This window comes from Cohnella sp. WQ 127256 (assembly GCF_024519285.1).
GTDB lineage: Bacteria > Bacillota > Bacilli > Paenibacillales > Paenibacillaceae > Cohnella.
On the sequence record NZ_JAMZCY010000003.1, the window covers coordinates 101767 to 122311 of the forward strand.

Annotated in this window: 16 protein-coding genes; 15 read left to right on the forward strand and 1 reads right to left on the reverse strand. The window is 46.6% G+C overall.

All coding sequences use genetic code 11. The features are described from left to right. Positions 1–7: 7 nt before the first annotated feature. On the forward strand, positions 8–1588 hold the full coding sequence (locus M1K58_RS10635; protein WP_256758828.1) for a DUF5597 domain-containing protein: 1581 nt from the start codon (positions 8–10) through the stop codon (positions 1586–1588). Between the two features lie 57 nt (positions 1589–1645). Here the strand turns inward: M1K58_RS10635 and M1K58_RS10640 are convergent, their stop codons facing one another. After that, positions 1646–2257, reverse strand: coding sequence for a TetR/AcrR family transcriptional regulator (locus tag M1K58_RS10640; RefSeq protein ID WP_256758829.1), 612 nt, complete (start codon positions 2255–2257; stop codon positions 1646–1648). A gap of 436 nt (positions 2258–2693) precedes the next feature. Here M1K58_RS10640 and M1K58_RS10645 point away from each other — a divergent pair, with 436 nt between their 5' ends. The 14 genes from M1K58_RS10645 (at position 2694) to M1K58_RS10710 (ending at position 20536) form a co-directional block, all read left to right on the forward strand. Continuing rightward, a complete protein-coding gene (locus M1K58_RS10645) occupies positions 2694–2900 on the forward strand; it encodes an MFS transporter (RefSeq protein WP_256758830.1) in 207 nt (68 codons plus the stop codon). Between the two features lie 349 nt (positions 2901–3249). Continuing rightward, positions 3250–5043, forward strand: a complete 1794-nt coding sequence (locus M1K58_RS10650; protein ID WP_256759032.1) for a cache domain-containing sensor histidine kinase — start codon at positions 3250–3252, stop codon at positions 5041–5043. Further along, on the forward strand, positions 5015–5806 hold the full coding sequence (locus M1K58_RS10655; protein ID WP_256758831.1) for a response regulator transcription factor: 792 nt from the start codon (positions 5015–5017) through the stop codon (positions 5804–5806). Before M1K58_RS10650 ends, M1K58_RS10655 begins: the two co-directional genes overlap by 29 nt. Before the next feature lie 115 nt (positions 5807–5921). Next, complete coding sequence (locus M1K58_RS10660; protein ID WP_256758832.1) at positions 5922–7289, forward strand: extracellular solute-binding protein; 1368 nt, start codon at positions 5922–5924, stop codon at positions 7287–7289. Between the two features lie 89 nt (positions 7290–7378). Further along, positions 7379–8260, forward strand: coding sequence for a carbohydrate ABC transporter permease (locus M1K58_RS10665; protein WP_256758833.1), 882 nt, complete (start codon positions 7379–7381; stop codon positions 8258–8260). A gap of 20 nt (positions 8261–8280) precedes the next feature. Then, a complete protein-coding gene (locus M1K58_RS10670) occupies positions 8281–9159 on the forward strand; it encodes a carbohydrate ABC transporter permease (protein ID WP_256759033.1) in 879 nt (292 codons plus the stop codon). Between the two features lie 247 nt (positions 9160–9406). After that, a complete protein-coding gene (locus M1K58_RS10675; protein WP_256758834.1) occupies positions 9407–10978 on the forward strand; it encodes a response regulator transcription factor in 1572 nt (523 codons plus the stop codon). A gap of 24 nt (positions 10979–11002) precedes the next feature. Then, positions 11003–12751, forward strand: coding sequence for a histidine kinase (locus tag M1K58_RS10680; RefSeq protein WP_256758835.1), 1749 nt, complete (start codon positions 11003–11005; stop codon positions 12749–12751). Between the two features lie 144 nt (positions 12752–12895). Then, entirely contained in the window at positions 12896–14569 is a 1674-nt protein-coding gene (locus M1K58_RS10685; RefSeq protein WP_256759034.1) for a type 2 periplasmic-binding domain-containing protein, read from the forward strand. Positions 14570–14668: 99 nt separating this feature from the next. Beyond that, positions 14669–15649 carry an ABC transporter permease gene (locus M1K58_RS10690; RefSeq protein WP_372339149.1) on the forward strand — a complete coding sequence of 327 codons (981 nt, stop codon included), beginning with the start codon at positions 14669–14671 and terminating at the stop codon, positions 15647–15649. A 13-nt stretch (positions 15650–15662) separates the two neighbouring features. Beyond that, a complete protein-coding gene (locus tag M1K58_RS10695) occupies positions 15663–16595 on the forward strand; it encodes a carbohydrate ABC transporter permease (protein ID WP_256758837.1) in 933 nt (310 codons plus the stop codon). Further along, positions 16595–17740: a family 8 glycosyl hydrolase gene (locus tag M1K58_RS10700; protein WP_256758838.1), complete on the forward strand. Its 1146-nt coding sequence runs from the start codon at positions 16595–16597 to the stop codon at positions 17738–17740. Before M1K58_RS10695 ends, M1K58_RS10700 begins: the two co-directional genes overlap by 1 nt. A gap of 90 nt (positions 17741–17830) precedes the next feature. After that, positions 17831–18463 carry a polysaccharide deacetylase family protein gene (locus M1K58_RS10705; protein ID WP_256758839.1) on the forward strand — a complete coding sequence of 211 codons (633 nt, stop codon included), beginning with the start codon at positions 17831–17833 and terminating at the stop codon, positions 18461–18463. A 6-nt stretch (positions 18464–18469) separates the two neighbouring features. Then, the gene (locus tag M1K58_RS10710) at positions 18470–20536 is read left to right on the forward strand and encodes an alpha-glucuronidase family glycosyl hydrolase (RefSeq protein WP_256758840.1); all 2067 of its coding nucleotides are present in this window, start codon (positions 18470–18472) and stop codon (positions 20534–20536) included. Positions 20537–20545 lie beyond the last annotated feature (9 nt).

A 20545-nucleotide genomic window follows, 5' to 3' on the forward strand; every position in this document is an offset into this window, starting at 1 on the left:
TGTTTATATGTTTACAGTAAAGGGAAAACCATTCATGCCCATGGGAGGTCAGTCCAAAAACTCCAGCGCGTATAACGCGGAAGAGCTGGCATCTGCTATTGCAGGCGTTAAGGCAATAGGGGGCAATACGCTGGAAGCCCCGGTATATTGGGATAAGGTTGAGCCGCAGGATGGACAATTTGATTTTTCTTCAGTGGACATGCTTCTGGAAGAGTGCCGTAAGCATGAGTTGCACCTAATCGTGTTGTGGTTTGCAACTTGGAAGAATGGCGAGATGCGGTATTGCCCGAGCTGGGTAAAGACGGATAAACAGCGGTTTACTAGAGTGCTTCGCAGTGATGGCGCCCCTATGAGTATCCTTTCGGCTTTTTGCGAAGAAGCAATGCAGGCGGATTCGAGAGCGTTCTGCGCATTGATGAAGCATCTGAAGGAAGCAGATGGCGACACGAATACGATTATTGCGGTGCAAGTGGAGAATGAACCAGGCATTCTTGGCTGCGATCGAGATTATGGGCCTGTGGCGGAAGCGGCATATGTCGGGCCTGTAGCTTCTGGGCTCCTCGAGCATGTGAAAGAGCTAGGGCAAGGCCATGTCTATGACGCTTGGAAGAAGAACGGTTCTCAAGAACAAGGGAGCTGGAAGGATGTTTTTGGCGTCGCGGGCGGCGAGTTCTGCACGGCTTGGTCTATTGCCAAATATATTGATCATATCGCTGCAGAAGGCCGCGCGGTATACGATATCCTGTTGTCTGTTAATGTGTGGATATCCTTCCCAGGATGGCCGGTTCCGGGATTCTATCCATCCGGTGGAGCGACTAGAAACACGATAGACATTTGGAAATTTGCAGCGCCTCATGTGGATCTGATTGGACCGGATATTTATTCCGTTAATTATGGTGACTACAGAACTGTGTGTGACGATTATCGTCGGCCTGACAATCCTTTGTTTGTTCCGGAATCCGGCACGGACGGGCTTAATGCGCGGAATATGCTTCGGGCGTTGGCTGAATACGACGCGATTGGTTATTTCTGTTTTGGCGTAGACAGCATCTTGGATATGGAAGGCAATCCGGTGGAGGATGCCGTATTATTCATCGAAAGCTTCCGCAGCGTAATGAGTATATTGCCGTTGATTCAGAAGTATCGAGGTTCAGGCAAAATTCATGCCGTCGTAGAAGAAGATTATCAAATGAATCAGAGCTTTGTATTCGAACAATACATCGGAGGAATACCTTTTATCGATATGGGCCCATTGAGTGATCATAAGGACCATAGACATTCCCGTAATCCTCAGTTGACTGCAGGACGACCTAAGCACGGGCTGATCATCGAAGCAGGACCGCATGAGTTTTACTTGGCCGGTAACTTCCATCTCTTCATGGTTCCAGGGTCAGGACCTGGATGGTTGGATGCTATGAAAATGTCGTTGGTATCAACACCTGTGGACTATCTTAGCGTTGAGGAAGGCTATTTGACTGAATCAGGTGAATTTGTACCGACGCGAACTCGAAATGGTGATGAAGCTGTGTTCGGAAGCTTCTGGGCGACCCCGTATTGCGGAGTGGTAAGAGTTCTTCTAACGCCATAATTATGGAATAACAGCCATGCCAGCGCACATGAAATTGAAGTTGAGAAACCCCGATTTCTATGTGCGCTGTATTCCAGTGAGTATAATATTCCGGAATGATTTGTGAAAATCAATATTATCGCAATATTCATACTTCAGGTGGTTCTCTCTCAGAATCAGCCTTTGGAAGAGAGAGATAAAGCTGTGGCTAATAAAGTGGTACAACTCTTCGACCGTCATATCATTACGAATAGAGCCGTCCGTCACGCCGTCGCGTATCCACAGAAATAGCGGGTCCTGATCAGGGTTTAAAGCTTCTATGAACGATTGCTCCAAATCCGGATTCGGATAACTCCCCTGAAAGTACCTATCGAACTCGGCGGTGAACTTGATCTGATCTTTGACTTTATCAAGATCAACCTGAAAGAAATACGCCGTAACTTTTTCAAAACCGGTTTTGCCAGACAAATCCCCGATATCCATCGTGAGATATTCCTGTAGTTGCTTCATCACTATAATCTCGATTTCAAAGGCTAATTCATCTTTCGTGGGGAAATAGCGGTACAGTGTTCTTCTATTAATATTAATGGCTAATGCAATATCTTTCATTTGTACACTTGCGATCCCGAGCGAAATAAACTGCTTTTCCGCTTCCATCAGTATGCGTTGCCTTGTCGTTAGTTGGTCCACACCCTTAACCCCGCTTATTCATAATGTCATCTATCCGTGCTTGCCTATCCACCCGGATGTCGTGCGATAAACGGAGTATACCTTTATTATTTAAAGCATTGCAAGCGATGGACTCAGAAGGACCGTATGGACCCCGTGTACATCGTATTCATCGAACATAAGGAAACGGAGTGAGGCGCAGCGTGGAGGTAAAGACGAGTTTGGGCTTCAAGTGGTTGTATGGGTCGAATAATTTCGGTAACGGGCTACTCGGTGGGTTCGTATCTTCGTAAATTATGATTTTTTTCAGTGCGTGGCTCCGGTGATGGGCGTCGTCATCGACCCAAGCACAAGGATATTTCCGGTTGGGGCTCCTATTCGCAGCCTTATTCCTCATCAGCAATCTATTCTTCATTAACAAATACAAGGAACGGGTCACAGTTCAATCGAAGGAATCATGGGCATCTTCTTCCCCATCGTGTATATCGGCGGAATTATGCTTTATTTGGCGTTAGGCATAACGACCACCCTCATGCCAATCTTCTATGCGGATATTATCGAATATGGGGAGTGGAAAACGGGCGAACGCAACACCTCCACGATTATGTCCATTTCTTCTTTGGTCGGCAGCTTCAGCGACGCCGCGGGGGCTGTTAAAAGTTAATAGAAGAAAGGACTGGAAGCTAAGAATCTGGCTGGAAGCTATAGCAAGGTTTGGGGGGAGACGAACAAAATGCTAGAAGGTCGCTCTCAGGTAGAGATTGATGCGGTATTAGGTGGAACGGCGGTTTCTTTTTACAAATTGTAAGTTAAGAAGTATCACACCAATTCAATACTGAGATAATCCGACTCGCCTTGATAGACTAATTCCTTAGTCGATCAAGGTTAATTTGTTATGTTCAACATTCATATTTTGTCGATTGAAGGAACTATTCTCTTTACATCCCAAACCTGTCAGTGTAACAATATACCAAATAATCCATTTCCGCTTGTCGGAGGAAAGGTTGATCGAAGTGTGGTTGCCCCGGATTTCTAAAATCAATACTCTCCGTAATCAAATGCTGTTTGGATTCCTCCTTGTTATGATTATCATCCTTACTGTTGTCGGGATCGTGACATTCGATTCCGTCTCCACTTTGCTTAAAAATAAGGCGGAGATACACATCCAACAAACCGCGATTCAGGCGAATGGTAGGCTAGAGGGTATTCTTGAGCAGATCGATTCGCTAACGACTGTGGTTTCTACCAATCCTTATGTTCAGAGCTTGTTGTTGAACGAATTGAACGGCAAGCCTGCAACATTCTCGGAGCGTCAGGCGCTTCCGCCAATCGTGAATATTGTGCAGACGTACGCACACGGAGTTAAATCGGTAGAGATCTATAGTTATGAACGCAAGAGACTTTATCCGCTCGATGAAGCCAAGCTGGAAGACAGGGTTAGTAACGACCGAATCGACCAAGCGACGCATGAGAAGGGCGGGATCATCTGGTTTGGTATCGATCCGTTAGATAAGGAGTCGGTGCTCGCGATCCGAAGGATCAGTTTGATGGACAATAACTTCTCTCCGGGAGGTTATTTGCTCGTCAGAATCAACCGTAATGTATTCACCTTCCAGGAGCCACTGTCCGGAGAAGGGGAACAGGAAACGACACTTCTCCTGGGCAACGATGGTCAAATTATTGCATCGAACGATCACACAATTTCTGAAGCGGATGCTGCTGAGTTAATTATCTCCGATAACCAGACGGTGGATATCAACGACAAGCCGTATATCTTGGTACGCCAACGTTCCAAAGTTACCGAGTGGACGTTGCTTATATTAACCCCACTTAGTGCGATTACCAAGGGGATTTCTGTACTGCGCACAGCGATTTTTGTTTCGGCTGGTATCGGCACGCTACTCTTTGTATTTCTGTCATTGTTACTATCTACGATGATTACTCGGCCTGTGTTTAAGCTGATCAAGACGATGAGAAGCGCTCGCTTGGGTGTACTGAAACCAACGGATATCGTGACATCGACAATCGAAATCAATGAGCTTAATCGGACCTACAACCAAATGGTGGGAAACATTAACGATCTGATTAACTTGGTGTATGAGAAAGAATTACTGCAAAGTCGAACGGAGCTCAAAGCGCTGCAAGCGCAGATTAATCCGCATTTTCTATTTAATACTTTGGAAGCGCTATATTGGTCGTTACAGGAAAAAGAAGAGGACGAATTAGCAGAATTTGTAGTGGCGATGTCAGACTTATTTCGATATACGATCATGGGACCAAACAAGGAGGAGTGGGTAACTCTACGTGATGAGCTAGAACATATCGAGAGATATTTGCTTATTATGAAAATGCGGCTGGGCGAACGATTGACTTGGCAAATCGTCACTTCTGAGGAATTTGATACGGTTAAACTTCCGAAGCTTCTCATACAACCTTTTGTGGAGAATGCTATCGCACATGGTGTGGAGAAGAAAATTGGCCAAGGAGCAATAACGGTTTCTGTAACACGATCGGACAATGAAGAGGAGCTTAAGATCACTATCGAAGATAATGGAGCGGGGATGGACGAGGTTACGCTCCGAACGATTGTTGACGGACTAGAAAACGGACAAGTCCCTTCGGTGAAAAAATCAGGCTTGGGAATCGACAACGTGCACCGAAGAGTTAAGCTATATTTCGAGGAAGAAGTAGGAATGCCTGGTCGAATTGCGATCAGAAGCTGGAAAGGAAAAGGGACAAGTATTTGTATGACAATTCCAGCAGTCACAGGAGGCAGCTATGAGAATTCAAACGATTATGATCGTTGACGATGAACCGAGAACAAGACAGGGACTTAAGAGAATACTGGAGACTAAAGGGAACGGGCGCTATCATATTTTAACCGCAGAAGATGGTCACTCTGCTCTTCATATGCTGGTGGATCATGAGGTTGATCTCATCATAACCGACATTCGCATGCCGGAAATAAACGGATTGGCTCTGGTTAATAGGGTGGAGGAAAAGCAACTCGAACATAAACCGTCCGTTATTTTGATTTCTGGACATGCTGAATTTGATTACGCGCATCAAGCTATCCAGCTCGGTGTCACCAACTATTTACTGAAGCCCATAAGCAAAGAAAAGCTATTTGCATCCGTCGAAATCGCCCTTGAAGCTTGCGAGGAACGCAATCGTGTGAATATGATGCGGAAAATCGTAGATTCGAGACTGATGGTTACGGATTATTCAGCTTTAAGCAAGCCGGTCGCAGATGCAGTCTCGTATGTGAATGACCATCTGGAACAGGTAGTCGGTTTGAAAGAGGTTGCCGATCATATTCAGTTAAATCCTAGCTACTTGAGCGCTCTATTCAAAGAGCAGATGCAGATGACCTTCAGCGAATATGTGACGAGAAGAAAGCTGCAGAGAGCTAAGGAAATGCTGCTTCGTACGAAGCTTCCCATTGCAGAGATCGCTGAGCGCGTCGGCTATCAAACAACCAAGTATTTCTTCAAGCTGTTTAAGGAATACGAGGGATGCAGTCCGGGACAATATCGTTCAGAGATGACCGAAGAACAGATGGAAATCTAATAATAGTGAACTTATATCGAAAGGCTGTGCCCTTATTCCGAGCAACATGCGGTGATAAGATTAGTTCAGAAGGAAAGCGCATACATCCTTCTCAGAAGAATAAGGGGGAATAAAGTTGAGAAGCAAAACACTAGCAGCATGTACGTTAATTCTCGCGTTGATCTTAATCGTTTCCGCTTGTGGAAGTAGTTCAAACAACAAAAATGCGGCGAAATCAAGCAATGAAGCAACCAACAGCTCTCCGGAAAAATCGGAATCGAGCGGAGATAGTCAGGCGCAAGCAGAGAAAATCACACTCAAAATGATGCACCTTTGGCCGGATGGAAGCAACTCCGCTCAAAATACGGTGATTAAGCAAATTATTGAGGAATACCAGACAGCGAATCCGAACGTTACGATCAGTACAGAAGTACTGGACACAGAGCAATATAAGAATAAGCTGAAGGTGCTCTCCGCTTCCAATGATCTTCCAGATGTAGGATTTACATGGGCAGCAGGCTTCATGGAACCCTATGTTAAAGGGAGCATGTTCACATCCCTTGATGATCTTCTCCAAGGCGATTTGAAGGATAAATTCGTAGCAGGCACAACTGACGGCTATGCCTTCAATGGAACGACGTATGCATTACCGGTTGAGTTGAATATTGTTCCTGTTTACTACAACAAGGAGATTTTCGCTCAAAACAATTTGCAACCGCCACAAACATTAGACGATCTCAAGAACATTATCAATACCTTAAATGGTAAAGGAATAACTCCGATCACACTTGGTGCTAAGGATGCTTGGACAGCTTCGTTCTGGTACATGTACTTGGCTGATCGGATTGGCGGTAAGGATCTACTAGACCAAGCGGTTGCGAGTAACACGTTTACTGATCCCGCTTTGATCGAAGCGGCTAAGCAGGCGCAGGAGCTTGTGAATATGAAAGCTTTCGTTAAAGGGTTCAACGGATTGTCCAATGACGAGGCTAAATCAGAATTTATGAATGAAAAAGCGGCAATGTATGCGATGGGAACATGGGAAGTTCCGAATTATACGACGAATCCGGATGTTCCACAGGAATTCAAAGACAAGATTGGATATTTCAAATTCCCGACAGTAACAGGTGGTAAAGGTGACCTATCCGATTGGGTAGGGGGTGTTGGTGTAGGACTCTTCGTCTCTGAGAAGTCCAAATACAAGGAAGAGGCGAAGAAATTCGTAAGCTTCTTCGTACAGAAGTGGGGCGAGCATTCCGTGACCGATGCCGGTATTATCCCGGCAACGAAAGTCGACACGGCTGCAGTCAAGTTACCGCAAATGTTCATCGACTTGCTAAATGAGCTGAACACAGCTAAGAAAGTAACCTTGTACGTGGACGTTCAGATGAAGCCGGTAGCTTCAGAAGAACATCATAACCTCGTGCAGGCACTATTCGGCAAAGCCGTCACGCCGGAGGAATTCGCTCAGAAGCAAGAGGATGTATTGAAGGCTGGTAAATAAAGTTCAGGCATTGGAGGAAAAGAACGTAGTACCGGAACGTTCCGGCTATGTTCTTTTCTCTTTTCAAAGCTTAAGGAGGCTCGCGAAGTGTGGATAAAGTGATGTCGGACAAACGAATGATCGCTCTCTATGTTATACCGTCCTTATTGTTAATCCTCGCCATCATTTATTTGCCCATCGTGTTGACGGGATACTACGGGCTTATGGAATGGGACGGAATCAGTAAGATGACCTTTATCGGTTTAGATAATTACGCTACTCTACTGCAAGATGAGAAGTTCTGGAGCAGCGTTAACCATTCTTTACTGTTCGCAGTCCTTTCGGCGGTATTCCTGATCGTATATATGGCGGTGGCGTTAGTGCTTGCGGGTCGGATACGCGGTGCAAATCTATTTCGCAAAATTTATTTAATTCCGATGCTCTTATCCTCTGTTGCGATTGCGCAGCTGTGGCTGAAAATTTATCACCCTACAACAGGTATTCTAAATGATTTACTAGCTTCCTTGGGGTTTAAGAATACGCCGGAGTGGCTGGCAGACCCATCTGTTGTTCTAGGTGCGTTGTTCGTTCCTATTTTGTGGCAGTATGCTGGGTTTTATATTCTCATTTACTATGCAGCATTTAAGAATATCCCCGGCTCTCTCGTTGAAGCGGCTCGTATTGATGGGGCGAGTTCACTACAAATCGCTCTACGGATTAAAGTCCCCCTGATCGCTGAGGTCATCAAGGTGACGATTGTGCTGGCCGTTGTAGGCTCGCTTAAATATTTCGATTTGATCTATGTCATGACTGATGGTGGACCGAATGGAGCAAGTGAGGTTATGGCCTCGTACATGTACCACAAAGCGTTTCGTGGATTTGATTTTGGCTATGGCAGCGCAATTGGCTTCTTCCTGCTACTCATCTGTTTAGTCGCTACATGGGGTATTCGTAAGTTAACCGCGACTAAAGATTCGATTCAATATTCGTAAGGAAGGAGGAGATCCCTTTGATAACTGCCAATAAGGCTTTAAACTACAGGACGGATAGGACATCCCGAAAGATCGGGGGCAGAATCGGCTACGGAATTTTGTATACGGTGCTGGTCTTAGCAGCAGCGGTACAGCTTCTTCCTTTAGTATGGCTCTTGTTCTTCTCATTGAAGAATAGTCAGGAAGTGTTTAACCTACCGCCGTTTGCGCTCCCCTCGAAGCTGCATTGGGAAAATTACGAAAGTGTCTGGTCTCAGAGTAACATCAGCAGATACTTTATGAATAGTGTGTGGATCACGCTTGTATCCGTAGTACTTACGATCCTATTGGCTAGCTTCGTGACATTCGCAATTACACGGATGAGATGGAAGCTACGATCGTTCGTGCTAGGGCTGTTCATGGTTGGACTGATGATCCCTGTCCATTCTACGTTAATCCCGTTGTTTAATCTCTTTCAGAAGCTTCATCTGACGGATTCGCAAGTAAGTCTCATTCTCTCTTATACGGCTTTTAACCTTCCGATCACGATCATGATTTTACTAGGCTTCTATTACGCGCTTCCTAAAGAAGTCGAAGAGGCAGCTCTCATGGATGGTTGCAGTGTAAATAGGATCTTTTTTCAGATTGTTCTACCCATGACGGCTTCCGTAATTGTGACTGCTGGGATTATCAATATGATCTATAATTGGAACGAATTTATTTTCGTTAACACGTTCATTAGTTCCGATCATCTGAAGACGCTGACTGTAGGCGTACAAAATTTCGTTGGACAATATACGACGAACTGGGGCGCGGTTGGGGCGACCCTCATGATCAGTATTATGCCGATTTTGTTGGCCTTTTTCCTACTCAGTAACCGGATCGTCGAAGGAATTGCCGCGGGATCTGTTAAAGGTTGAGCTTTGAACCTCTTGAGTTGATTATGCGACTTGTCATAATCCCGGCTGCAATGCCGGGTTTTTTTCCTGTGTATTGGTTATATTGCCAATCATGTAAAGATCACTAAGAATTATCTATATTTTCTTAGGTATACAAAATTGGATCATATTGAGTAAGATTAGATTGGATTCCACAATTCAGCCTAAAACTATCTTCTGACTCTTATTATGGAAGCGATTACATTGAGGTGCGAGGAGTTGGAGGCTAATGAAAAAAGTGATATTGGTTGACGATGAAATTTTCGCACGCAAAGGGCTAATGGTGCTTATTCCGTGGGAAAAGTACGGGTATGAAATCATAGGCGAGGCGGATGACGGCGAAGAAGCGCTTCATCTGATCGAACAGCTAGCACCTGATCTGGTCATCACCGATATTCGCATGCCTGTATTGGATGGTCTTGAACTTATTCAAACCGTGCGTAAACGCAATGGCAAATCGACGAAGTTCATCATCGTTAGCGGCTATGGCGATTTTAAGTATGCGCAGCATGCGGTTCGATTCGGTGTTCAAGATTATTTACTCAAGCCGATCGATGAGATCGAGCTGATCGATACGCTTGAGCGTATCGCGAAAGAAATAGACAGTACGCCGGGCTGGTCGCAAGTCGACAATCGCGTCATTCAAGCTTCGATGTTCGAGAAACTCCTGTCGGGTCAGATGGACGATAAGGGCTTATCGGAAGCCGCCCAATCGTTGGGACTGCCTAAAGATAAGCCATTGCGTTACTTTGCGTTGGAATTGAACGATGCTCCTACGGCATTAAACGAAGCCGAGCGCGTGAAGCGGGTGGAGCAGGCGAAAGAAGCGGCTGAAGCGATACTGGCTAGGCATATACAAGGTAAAGAGCCTTTCTTATACGCTCGGAGTTTATCGGAATTAGGGTTTCTTGCGTTCGTCACCGGAGCGGAAGGCGCCGGAAGGCTGGCAGAGGAGCTTGTTCGGACGGTAAGCGGCAAGATCGAGGGGGTTCTTAGGGTTTACGTGGGGGAAGTGTCGCCTTCGCTTGCTCTTATCAGGAATTCGTATTTGACCGCTTTAGACGCGATGGAGCATAAATACGTCTTCGACACCAAAAACGTAACCCTTCATGAAGAAACGAAGAGCGTTGTGTTACAAGTCAAAGAAATCGAGCCCGCGATTTACTCCGGGTTGATAGAAAGCCTGGAACTGCATGACGGCGATAAGATGCTTATGTTCGTGACCCGAATGTTCGCGGCATTTCAAGAGCAAAGCTATAGCCCGGAATCGATTACGGCTTCGATTTCGAGGTGCGTGCATGGAATCACCCGCGTCATTCAGACGATGCTGGGTAACGAGAGTGCGATCGGTACTTTGAAACCGATCATGCATTGGCATCACGAGCCGAGAACGCTTCAAGGGATTAAAAGATTGTTCGTTGATTTCTTATCCGAATGCGCCGACTATATTACGGCGTTGAGAAGCTCCAAGGGGAAAGGCGAAATTGGGAAAATCAAGCAATATATCGAGATTCACTACAACGAGAATATGAGTCTGAAAAGCATATCCAAGCGATTTTACATGAACCCGGTTTATTTGGGCCAGCTCTTCAAGAAAACCTACGGGGTGTATTTCAACGAGTTCTTGCTTCATATCCGAATAGACGAGGCCAAGAAGCAGCTAAGGCAAACCAATCAGAAGGTTTACGAGATCGCTGCAAATGTCGGATTCGGCAACGCAGATTATTTCGTCAGCCAATTCGAGAAGGTGGAAGGAAAAACGCCGACCGAATATAAGAATGCTATGATCGCAAAAGTATAGACGGCGGCAGGGGGAACATGGTTCATGAGGGTACGAGGCGCGCTAGATAACATTAGGCTTAGAAACAAAATGCTAATCATTTACTTTTTATCCGTCCTTGTCCCGGTCATCCTTACAAATGTCATCTTTTATAATATTACGACGAATAACGTCAAGAAGCAGAAGATGGATGATTTGTCGCTGGCTATCGAGCAGATGCGCAATGAATTTCTCTATCAGATCGACGTGGTCGTCGGAATTTCAACCGTTCTATACAATGACTCGATATTAAACGAATATTTGGACCAGCAATATGATATCCCTTCCGACTACGTTATTAATTATCACTCCTATATTACGGATATGCTGGAGAAATACGCGCCGGTGTACAGAGCAATCCAGAACATCAGTCTCTTCACGGACAACCATACGATTATTTACGGGGGGTCCGTTCTTGCGATCTCGGATATAGAGAAAGAAGACTGGTATAAGAGACTGGAGAGCTCCAGAACCTCTAATCCGATCATCGTTCGCGACTCTAATTCGACCACGCAACCGACGATCAGCATCGTTCGCAAAATGAGCAGCGCGGTCGGACAAGCCCACTATGAAAAAGTGATCAAAATCGATCTCCATCCCGAGTTGATCAAGCAAATGTTCAGCAATGTAATGTTTGAAGGAAACGTAATCTTGCTCGCGGACGATGAGGTGCAGTATGAATCCTCACCGAATGAGAATAAGGAGCAGGGTGACAAGGCTCATCATGCACCGGAGGATGGTGCGATCGTGCTTGAAGAAAACTTTCCTTCCGTGGAATATCTCCAAGGCTGGCGTATTATCGGTGAATTCCAAGAATGGAAAGTACTTGAGGACGTGCGCAAATCCAGAGAATTCGTCATTTATATGGCGCTTCCGAATGTCCTCGTTCCGACCTTGATCATCATTTGGTTCACGCGTTCGCTGAACGTTCGTCTCATTCGGATTCTGAAACAGATGAAACGCGTGAAAAATCATAGCTTCGAAACGATCGACGACGAGATAACGAAGGACGAGATCGGTCAGTTAACGACGGAATTCAATCGAATGACTTCACAAATTAGTAGTCTAATCCACGACGTGTATAAGGCAGATATCCAGAAGAAGGAGTTGGAGCTGAAACGGAATCAGACCCAGCTTCATGCCTTGCAAAGCCAGATCAACCCTCACTTTCTCTTTAATTCACTCGAAACGATCCGCATGAGGAGTTTAATGAAATCCGAAGAAGAGACCGCCAAAATCATCCATCACATGGCAAAAATTTTCCGCAAATCTTTAACCTGGGGCAAAGATTTAGTAACGGTCAAGGATGAGCTGGAGCTGGTTGAAAGTTTTCTGCAAATTCAGAAATACAGATTCGGGGATAAGCTGAATTATCGGATCGAAGCAGACGAGGCGAGCCTATTGGAGTTAATCCCGAAGATGACGCTTCAACCTCTTGTGGAAAACGCGAGTATACATGGCATCGAGCCGCTTAAGAACGGTGGGAAAATAGATATCCGCATCGAACGGAAAGCGGACAAATTGATATTAGCGATAATGGACAACGGCATAGGGATGGACGAGGAGCGGGTGAAACTTATTTACTCCTATCTGGAAAGCGAGGAAGTCATCGGGGAGCGAATCGGCGTGCAGAACGTCATCTACCGATTGAAGTTGATTTACGGCGACCGTTTCCAGCTCTTAATCGACAGCGCACATGGTAAAGGAACGTCCATTCGTTTGCAAATTCAGTCGAATGATACGCTATTGCTTTGACATATATGTTTTTCACAGTATGATCTATAGTTTATTGGGTAAACAAAGCCCCTGATTGCTTTTATAATGAAAGTGCTTACAAATAAACATATCTATCTTGAGAGGGGCTCGAATTTAGTGGTAAAGAAATTACTATTTGCCTGCATGGCTGCCGTCTTGGTGTTCACCGCCGCTTGCTCTAAGAGCAACAATGGCGAGAACAACGCGTCCACCACAGCCAGCAGCACTCCTGCCGAATCGGAAAGCGCTACCGCATCGGAAAAACCGCTTGATAAAGTAACTTTCTCTTACTTCCTTGGAGTAGCCAATGCGCCGGACGTGAACACGAATGAGACGACAATCGGTAAAGCTCTCGAGGATCAAACCGGAGTCAACTTCAAAGTAGAACATTTGGTAGGCGACCTTAAAGCGAAAGTCGGTACGATGATCGCCTCCAACGATTATCCGGACGTCATCAACCCGGATGCTGGTATTGATCAGCTTGTTGACGCTGGCGCGTTTATCGACCTGACTGCTCTGATTGAAAAGAACCCTAACATCAAGCGCGTATACGGTCCATTCCTCAACCAAATGAAAGCGGCGGACGGCAAAATTTACTACCTCCCGATCTCAGCCCAAGTTGGCGACTTCGTGCCGGATCCTGAAATCAACCAAGGCGCTTTCTGGATACAACGCCGCGTGTTGAAAGAAGCGGGCTATCCGAAGATCAAGACGTTGGACGAATACACGAAGCTGATCGAAGATTTCGTCGCCAAGCATAAAGACGAAGATTTAACCGGACTCATTACCCTGACGCATGACTGGAGATTTTTCTCGACTTCCAACGTGCCTATGCACCTGGACGGTTATCCGAACGACGGTAACGTCGAAGTCGACATGACGACGTTCGAAGCCAAAACGTACTACACGACCGACTCCACGAAGCGTTGGTTGCAAAAATTGAACGATCTCAACGCTAAAGGAATATTCGACAAAGCTTCCTTCGTAGACAACTATGACCAATATCTTGCGAAGCTCTCTTCCAAAAAAGTCGTCGGATTCTTCGACTACGGCTGGCAATCGGCCAATGCCCGCAACCTGTTGGTAGATGCCGCAAGACAGGATCCGATGCAGGACGATTTCGTATACTTCCCGATGCCGCTCACGTGGGATGGCGGTAAAGACCAGCTTCTGGATCCTCCGGGATTCGTTAAGAACCGCGGTATCGGCATCAGCGTAAGCGCGAAGGATCCAGAACGGATCATGGCGTACTGGGATAACCTGATGAAAGAAGAGAACCAAATCTTTAAGAGCTGGGGTATCAAAGGCGAAACTTACGAAGTGGACGACAAAGGCCGCTTCTACCGTACGGCTGAGCAAATCAAGAAAATCGACGAGCCGTTCAATTTGAGCTTCGGCTTCAGATACTTCAATTGGGATTGGCCGCAATACGGCGCGAACTCCACGCTGTTAGACGGGAACGCGTTCGCGCCCGGCTTCCAACCGGAAGTATTCCAAACGCGCTTGACGGATGCGGACAAAACGATTCTTGAAAAATACGGCGTCAAAACATACGCCGAGCTCTTCGCTGCTCCAGACGACCGCGCATGGTACCCTGCTTGGGGGATACCGAAAGCGCAAGGCTCCGCCGAACAAATCTGGGAAACGACAAAAGACGAAGTTACGAAGAAGTACTATCCGAAGCTCGTGCTGGCGAAACCGGCCGACTTCGATAAAGTATGGGACGAATATTTGACTGCATTCGGTAAGCTGGACACCGCTGGATATGAAAAGTGGTATACGGAACAAATTAAAGCCGCTATCGAAGCTGCCAAATAATCGATAATGATGGATAAGCGAAAGGCCGGCTTATACGTGCTGTTGGCTCGCATAAGCCGGCTTTTGCTTTCCATTAGCAAGGACCGGTCCGGAAGGAGAATGAAAATGGGGAGTAACATCAAATCTGCAACGTCTTCCATCGCGTCTGATCTAAAGCCGACGGGACTTAAGCTTTTCTTCAAGAAACTTGTGCAACAACGGATCCTCGTCTTGATGTCCGTTCCTTTTCTCATATGGCTATTTCTTTTCAAATACTTGCCGCTATGGGGCTGGACGACAGCCTTTCAGAAGTACAGGCCGGCCAAAAGCTTCTCGGAACAAGAATGGGTCGGTTGGGATCAATTTAAGTTTCTTTTTCACGACGAACGGTTTTTGCGAGTGTTAAGAAATACGCTTGCACAGAGCGGAATCAATCTCGCTCTTGGCTTTATTACCGCTATTATCCTCGCGCTCTTGCTCAACGAATTGCGTGGAATGATATTTAAGCGTGTCGTACAGACGGTTACTTATATGCCGCATTTTCTTTCTTGGGTCGTTGCCGCGGGAATTATTCAAGCGACGCTCGCGCCGGATGGCATTATCAATTTGTTAATGATTAAACTAGGCATGATCGAGAAAGGCCAAGAAATTTTGTTCCTCGGCATTCCGAAAGATTTCTGGACCATATTAGGACTTGGGACCGTTTGGAAAGACCTCGGGTGGAATACGATCGTGTACTTGGCCGCGATGGCAACGATCGATCCTGCGCAGTACGAAGCGGCGGAAATGGATGGAGCGGGGCGTTTCAGAAGGATGTGGAACGTTACGTTGCCAGGTATCAAGTCGGTTATCGTTGTCTTGCTTATTCTGAATATCGGGAATTTGATGGAATCGGGATTCGAGGCGCAATACCTGCTTAAAAACGGGATGAACATCGACTATTCCGAGAACATTGACATATTCGTTCTGACGTACGGAATTAACCAAAGCAACTTTTCCCTGGCTGTAGCGGCAGGTATGTTCAAGAGTCTCGTTAGCATTGTCTTGCTGTTCATGGCGAATAGCATTGCGAAGCGTGCAGGCGAGAGCAGACTGTTCTAAAGGAGGATGACGGATGGCAAATATAGCTACAGGAACGGCACTCAAGAAGCTTACCCGCAGGAACGCTTCGATAGGGGACCGAATTTTCGATACCTTAAATATTACCTTCCTTTGCTTACTGATGATCGTCACCTTGTATCCTTTTTTGAACACACTCGCGTTATCGTTGAACCGAGCGATGGATTCGATCAGGGGCGGCATCTATATATGGCCGAGAGATTTTTCTATTGAAAATTACAAATTTGTGTTTAACCAGTCAACGATATTTCATGCGACATTGATCTCGGTTCTTCGTTTGGTCATCGGTTCGATAACAACCGTATTCTGTTCGGCGATGGTCGCGTATACGATCAGTCGGCAAGATTTCGTGTTGCGGAAGTTCATCACGATCGCTTTCGTCCTGACCGCGTACGTTAACCCGGGTCTTATTCCGAATTATTTGAACATTCGCGATTTAGGCTTGATTGACAGCTTCTGGGTTTATATCTGGCCTGGATTGATCGGCGTCTTCAACCTTATTCTTATCCGATCTTTCATCGACGGACTTCCGGAAAGCATCCTGGAGTCCGGGAGAATCGACGGAGCGGGAGAATTCAGGACGTTCTTCAACATCGTCCTGCCGCTTTGTCTTCCTGTTCTTGCGACGGTGGCGTTGTTCACAGCGGTATATCAATGGAACTCCTGGCTTGATGTATTCTTGTACAACTCGTCGAATATCAATCTCAGTACGCTGCAATACGAGTTGCAAAAAATTCTTCAGAACTCAAGCGCCGCTTCATCGGCGGCAAGCGCATTCTCGAATCCGGATGCTGCAGCCAACGCGGTTACACCGCTCGCGGTACGATCGACGATGACGATCGTGGCTTCGGTTCCGATGATTGTTATGTATCCGTTCCTGCAGAAGTATTTCGTCAAAGGCATGACGGTCGGAGGCGTGAAGGGATAATGGAAGCATCGAAGCACGAAGGTGCTTATCGCTCCGGAAACTATCGCAATCTTCTGCTCGATTACGGATACGACGAAGAGGATATCGCCATCAGAGTCGAACAGACGTGGCAGCTCTTGTTCGGAGACAATGAAGCTACGAGAATCTATTATCCGGTCGGAGACGACATGGGTTATATGCTCGATACCGGGAACGACGACGTTCGGACGGAAGGTATGTCCTATGGCATGATGATGGCCGTGCAACTCGATCACAAGGAGATTTTCGATCGGCTATGGAGATGGACGTATAAGCATATGTTTATGTCTTCGGGAGCAAACGCGGGATACTTCGCTTGGTCTTGCAACAAGGACGGTACGAAGAGAGCGCATGGCCCCGCGCCGGACGGCGAAGAGTATTTCGCTCTCGCGTTGTTCTTCGCTTCGAATCGGTGGGGCGATGGTCCCTCCCCGATGGATTATAGCGTGAAGGCTAGGGAATTGCTTCACGCCTGCGTTCACAAGGGAGAAGACGGCATCGGGCATCCGATGTGGAACCCGCACAACAAATTGATCAAGTTTATACCGAACTGCGAATATACCGATCCATCTTATCACCTTCCGCATTTCTATGAGCTCTTTTCTTTATGGGCGTACGAGGAAGATCGGACGTTCTGGAAGGACGCCGCAACGGCGAGCAGGAATTATTTGCAGGTGGCATGCCACCCGGAAACCGGTCTTGCTCCGGAGTACGCGTTCTACGATGGAACGCCGAACGACGAACGTGGGTACGGACATTTCTTCAGCGATTCCTACCGGGTTGCCGCCAATGTCGGACTCGATGCGGAATGGTTCGGGTCGAGCAATTGGATGCGACAACAAACCGATCGTATCCAAGCGTTCTTCGCGGATAAGCACGCCGACGACTACAGGCGTTATAAGATCTCGGGTGAGCCGTTCGAGGAAAAATCGCTTCATCCAATTGGTCTTGTCGCTACGAACGCGATGGCTTCACTTGCATCTTCAGAGGGGCCTTACGCAAGAGCGAACGTTGAGCTCTTCTGGAATACTCCCTTACGTACGGGGAATAGACGTTATTACGATAACTGCCTTTACATGTTTACCCTATTAGCCTTAAGCGGACGCTATCGGATGTGGTTTGCGTAAGAATAAGTTCATAGTTCATTGCGGGAAGAGCCTTCTGTTACCGGAGGCTCTTTTCAATTGAATTATTAATGAAGGAATAAGGGGGCGTTGATGTTGTCGGTCATTCTACATCAGGTTCACACTCGGCGTAAAGCATTGGCTCTTACATTTGATGATGGGCCTAATCCGATCTATACACGAGGAATTCTTGATTTGCTTAAGGAGGTATCAGGAAAGGCGACTTTCTTTATGATCGGTGAGCAAATGGAGAACTATCCCGATGTGGTCAGAGCCGTGGATAGTGAGGGACATGAGATCGGTAACCACACGTATAGCCACCCCTATCTATCACGTATTAGTAAAGACGAATGCAAGCTGGAGCTTAAAAGAACCGAAATTCTGATTCATAAGCTGACGGGGAAGCGACCACGGGTATTTCGACCGCCCTATCTGGAATATAACGAGGACGTCGTTGCGGTCTCGGAGAGTGCAGGCTACAGAATGATTGGTGCTCTGAATTTGGATGCACAGGATTGGGGACAGCCAGGTGCAGGGCATATTTTCGATAAATCACTCGAATGTGTAAGGAATGGAAGTATCCTCATGTTTCATGACGGATATGGTGATCGTTCACAGACGATGCAAGCCGTCGGATGGCTTCTCCAAATTCTGAGTACAAAGGGATATCAACTTGTGACCGTAAGTGAACTATTAGCTTCGGAACAGATGCGAGGGGAAGATTAAGCAAAGATGAATCAACAGAACATAGAGAGCGGTTACGAATGTTGTTGGCTAGGTTATGAGTATATCGATAACGGTCATTTACGTGAAAGCTATAAGAAGCACTGTTCACGTTTGGACATAACCGGTAAATCAACGTTATTGGAATCAGCGCGGAGAGAATTGAAGCTTGCGTTAGCAGCATTACTTGGTCAGCCGCCACTGGAGAGGGAGATTCTAGACATTGGACCGACGATCGTGGTTGGAACCTTCGGTAGCTCTCGGGTATTCGACTCGCTGGCTAAGGAATCCGATATCGCCGAGTTGGGTGTTGAAGGTTATGTCATCCATACTTCAGATGAGGGCAATATCTTTATAGCTGCAGCAACGGATAAAGGAGTGCTCTACGCCGTTTTTCATTTTATTCGCTTACTACAAACAGGGGAGAGCATCGAAGGGCTACGAATTCGTGAAATTCCTAAAAATAGCCTACGCATGATTAACCATTGGGATAATATGGACGGATCGATAGAGCGTGGTTACGCAGGAAATAGTATTTTCTTCTCCGAGAATCGATTTGTAGATGACTTAAGTCGTATCGAGAGCTATGCCCGTTTGTTGGCATCGGGGGGGATCAACGCTGTCGCTATCAATAACGTTAATGTGCACCGTGAAGAATCAAAGCTCATTACAACTCTGTTTCTGTCCGAGGTAGCGAAGGTTGCGAGTATTTTTCGCGCTTACGGGATTCGACTATATCTTAGTGTCAATTTTGCTAGTCCGATAGAAATTGGTGGGATGGGTACGGCGGACCCGCTTGAACCATCGGTGTCTAGATGGTGGGAAGCAATCGTGAATGAGATTTATCGTTTCATCCCGGATTTCGGAGGTTTCCTTGTCAAAGCGGATTCAGAGTTTAGGCCGGGTCCGTTCACGTACGGGAGAAATCATGCAGAAGGTGCGAACATGCTAGCAGATGCGTTAGAGCCATACGGTGGCGAGGTCATCTGGCGTTGCTTCGTTTATAACTGCTTACAGGATTGGCGAGATCGTTCGACGGATAGGGCTCGTGCAGCATATGACCATTTCATGCCACTCGACGGAATGTTTAGGGACAATGTGCTGTTACAGATTAAGAATGGACCGATGGATTTTCAGGTTAGGGAGCCCGTTTCTCCTTTGTTAGGTGGAATGGCACGAACTAATCAATTGCTGGAGCTGCAGATTACTCAGGAGTATACGGGTCAGCAACGCCATCTTTGTTATCTGGTGCCTCAATGGAAGGAAGTTCTTGATTTTGATACCTATGCGCAAGGGGAGCATTCGACGGTCGCGGAAGTGGCGAGTGGCAGATTGTGTGGAAGGAAGCGCGGAGGTCTCGCAGCGGTAATTAATGTTGGGGATCATGCGAATTGGACTGGACACGTTCTGGCTCAAGCTAATTGGTATGGCTATGCTCGTCTAGCGTGGAACCCGCGTTTAAGCTCGGAGCAGATCGCGCGGGAGTGGGTTCTAATGACATTCCGCCACGATATGGAGCTGGAGAGGGTCATTCTGAAGATGCTTCTTAGTTCTTATCCCATCTACGAGGAATACACGGCACCACTCGGAGTAGGTTGGATGGTTAACCCAGATCATCATTATGGTCCCAACATCGATGGCTACGAGTATTCCAAGTGGGGCACCTATCACTATGCGGATTGCCACGGCATTGGAGTTGACCGAACGGTGGGAACCGGCACGGGGTACACAGGGCAGTACCACTCTCCACAGTCGGAATTGTACGAATCTTTGGAGCTATGTCCCGACGAGCTATTGTTGTTTTTCCATCATGTTCCGTACTCTCATGTGTTAAAGTCCGGCAAGACCGTCATTCAGCACATCTATGATTCACACTTTAGGGGAGTGGAACGGGCAGAAAGCTTGGTCCAGCTATGGGATTCTATTGAAGACAAAATCGATAGTAAAAGGTTTGTCCAAGTGAAAGAGCGCCTGATTCATCAGGTAGAGCATGCGGGAGAATGGCGTGATAACGTGAATACTTACTTTTATCGCAAGTCAGGAATCGCGGATGACCACGGTCGCTTAATCTATTAACGATACGTA

Bases quoted from the DNA above. Each gene is read 5' to 3' on its own strand.
- M1K58_RS10685 (WP_256759034.1), top strand. From the start codon at position 12,896: ATGGCTGCCGTCTTGGTGTTCACCGCCGCTTGCTCTAAGAGCAACAAT.
- M1K58_RS10700 (WP_256758838.1), top strand. From the start codon at position 16,595: ATGGAAGCATCGAAGCACGAAGGTGCTTATCGCTCCGGAAACTATCGC.
- M1K58_RS10635 (WP_256758828.1), top strand. From the start codon at position 8: ATGTTTACAGTAAAGGGAAAACCATTCATGCCCATGGGAGGTCAGTCC.
- M1K58_RS10695 (WP_256758837.1), top strand. From the start codon at position 15,663: ATGGCAAATATAGCTACAGGAACGGCACTCAAGAAGCTTACCCGCAGG.
- M1K58_RS10710 (WP_256758840.1), top strand. From the start codon at position 18,470: ATGAATCAACAGAACATAGAGAGCGGTTACGAATGTTGTTGGCTAGGT.
- M1K58_RS10705 (WP_256758839.1), top strand. From the start codon at position 17,831: ATGTTGTCGGTCATTCTACATCAGGTTCACACTCGGCGTAAAGCATTG.
- M1K58_RS10690 (WP_372339149.1), top strand. From the start codon at position 14,669: ATGAAAATGGGGAGTAACATCAAATCTGCAACGTCTTCCATCGCGTCT.
- M1K58_RS10675 (WP_256758834.1), top strand. From the start codon at position 9,407: ATGAAAAAAGTGATATTGGTTGACGATGAAATTTTCGCACGCAAAGGG.
- M1K58_RS10680 (WP_256758835.1), top strand. From the start codon at position 11,003: ATGAGGGTACGAGGCGCGCTAGATAACATTAGGCTTAGAAACAAAATG.
- M1K58_RS10655 (WP_256758831.1), top strand. From the start codon at position 5,015: ATGAGAATTCAAACGATTATGATCGTTGACGATGAACCGAGAACAAGA.
- M1K58_RS10645 (WP_256758830.1), top strand. From the start codon at position 2,694: ATGGGCATCTTCTTCCCCATCGTGTATATCGGCGGAATTATGCTTTAT.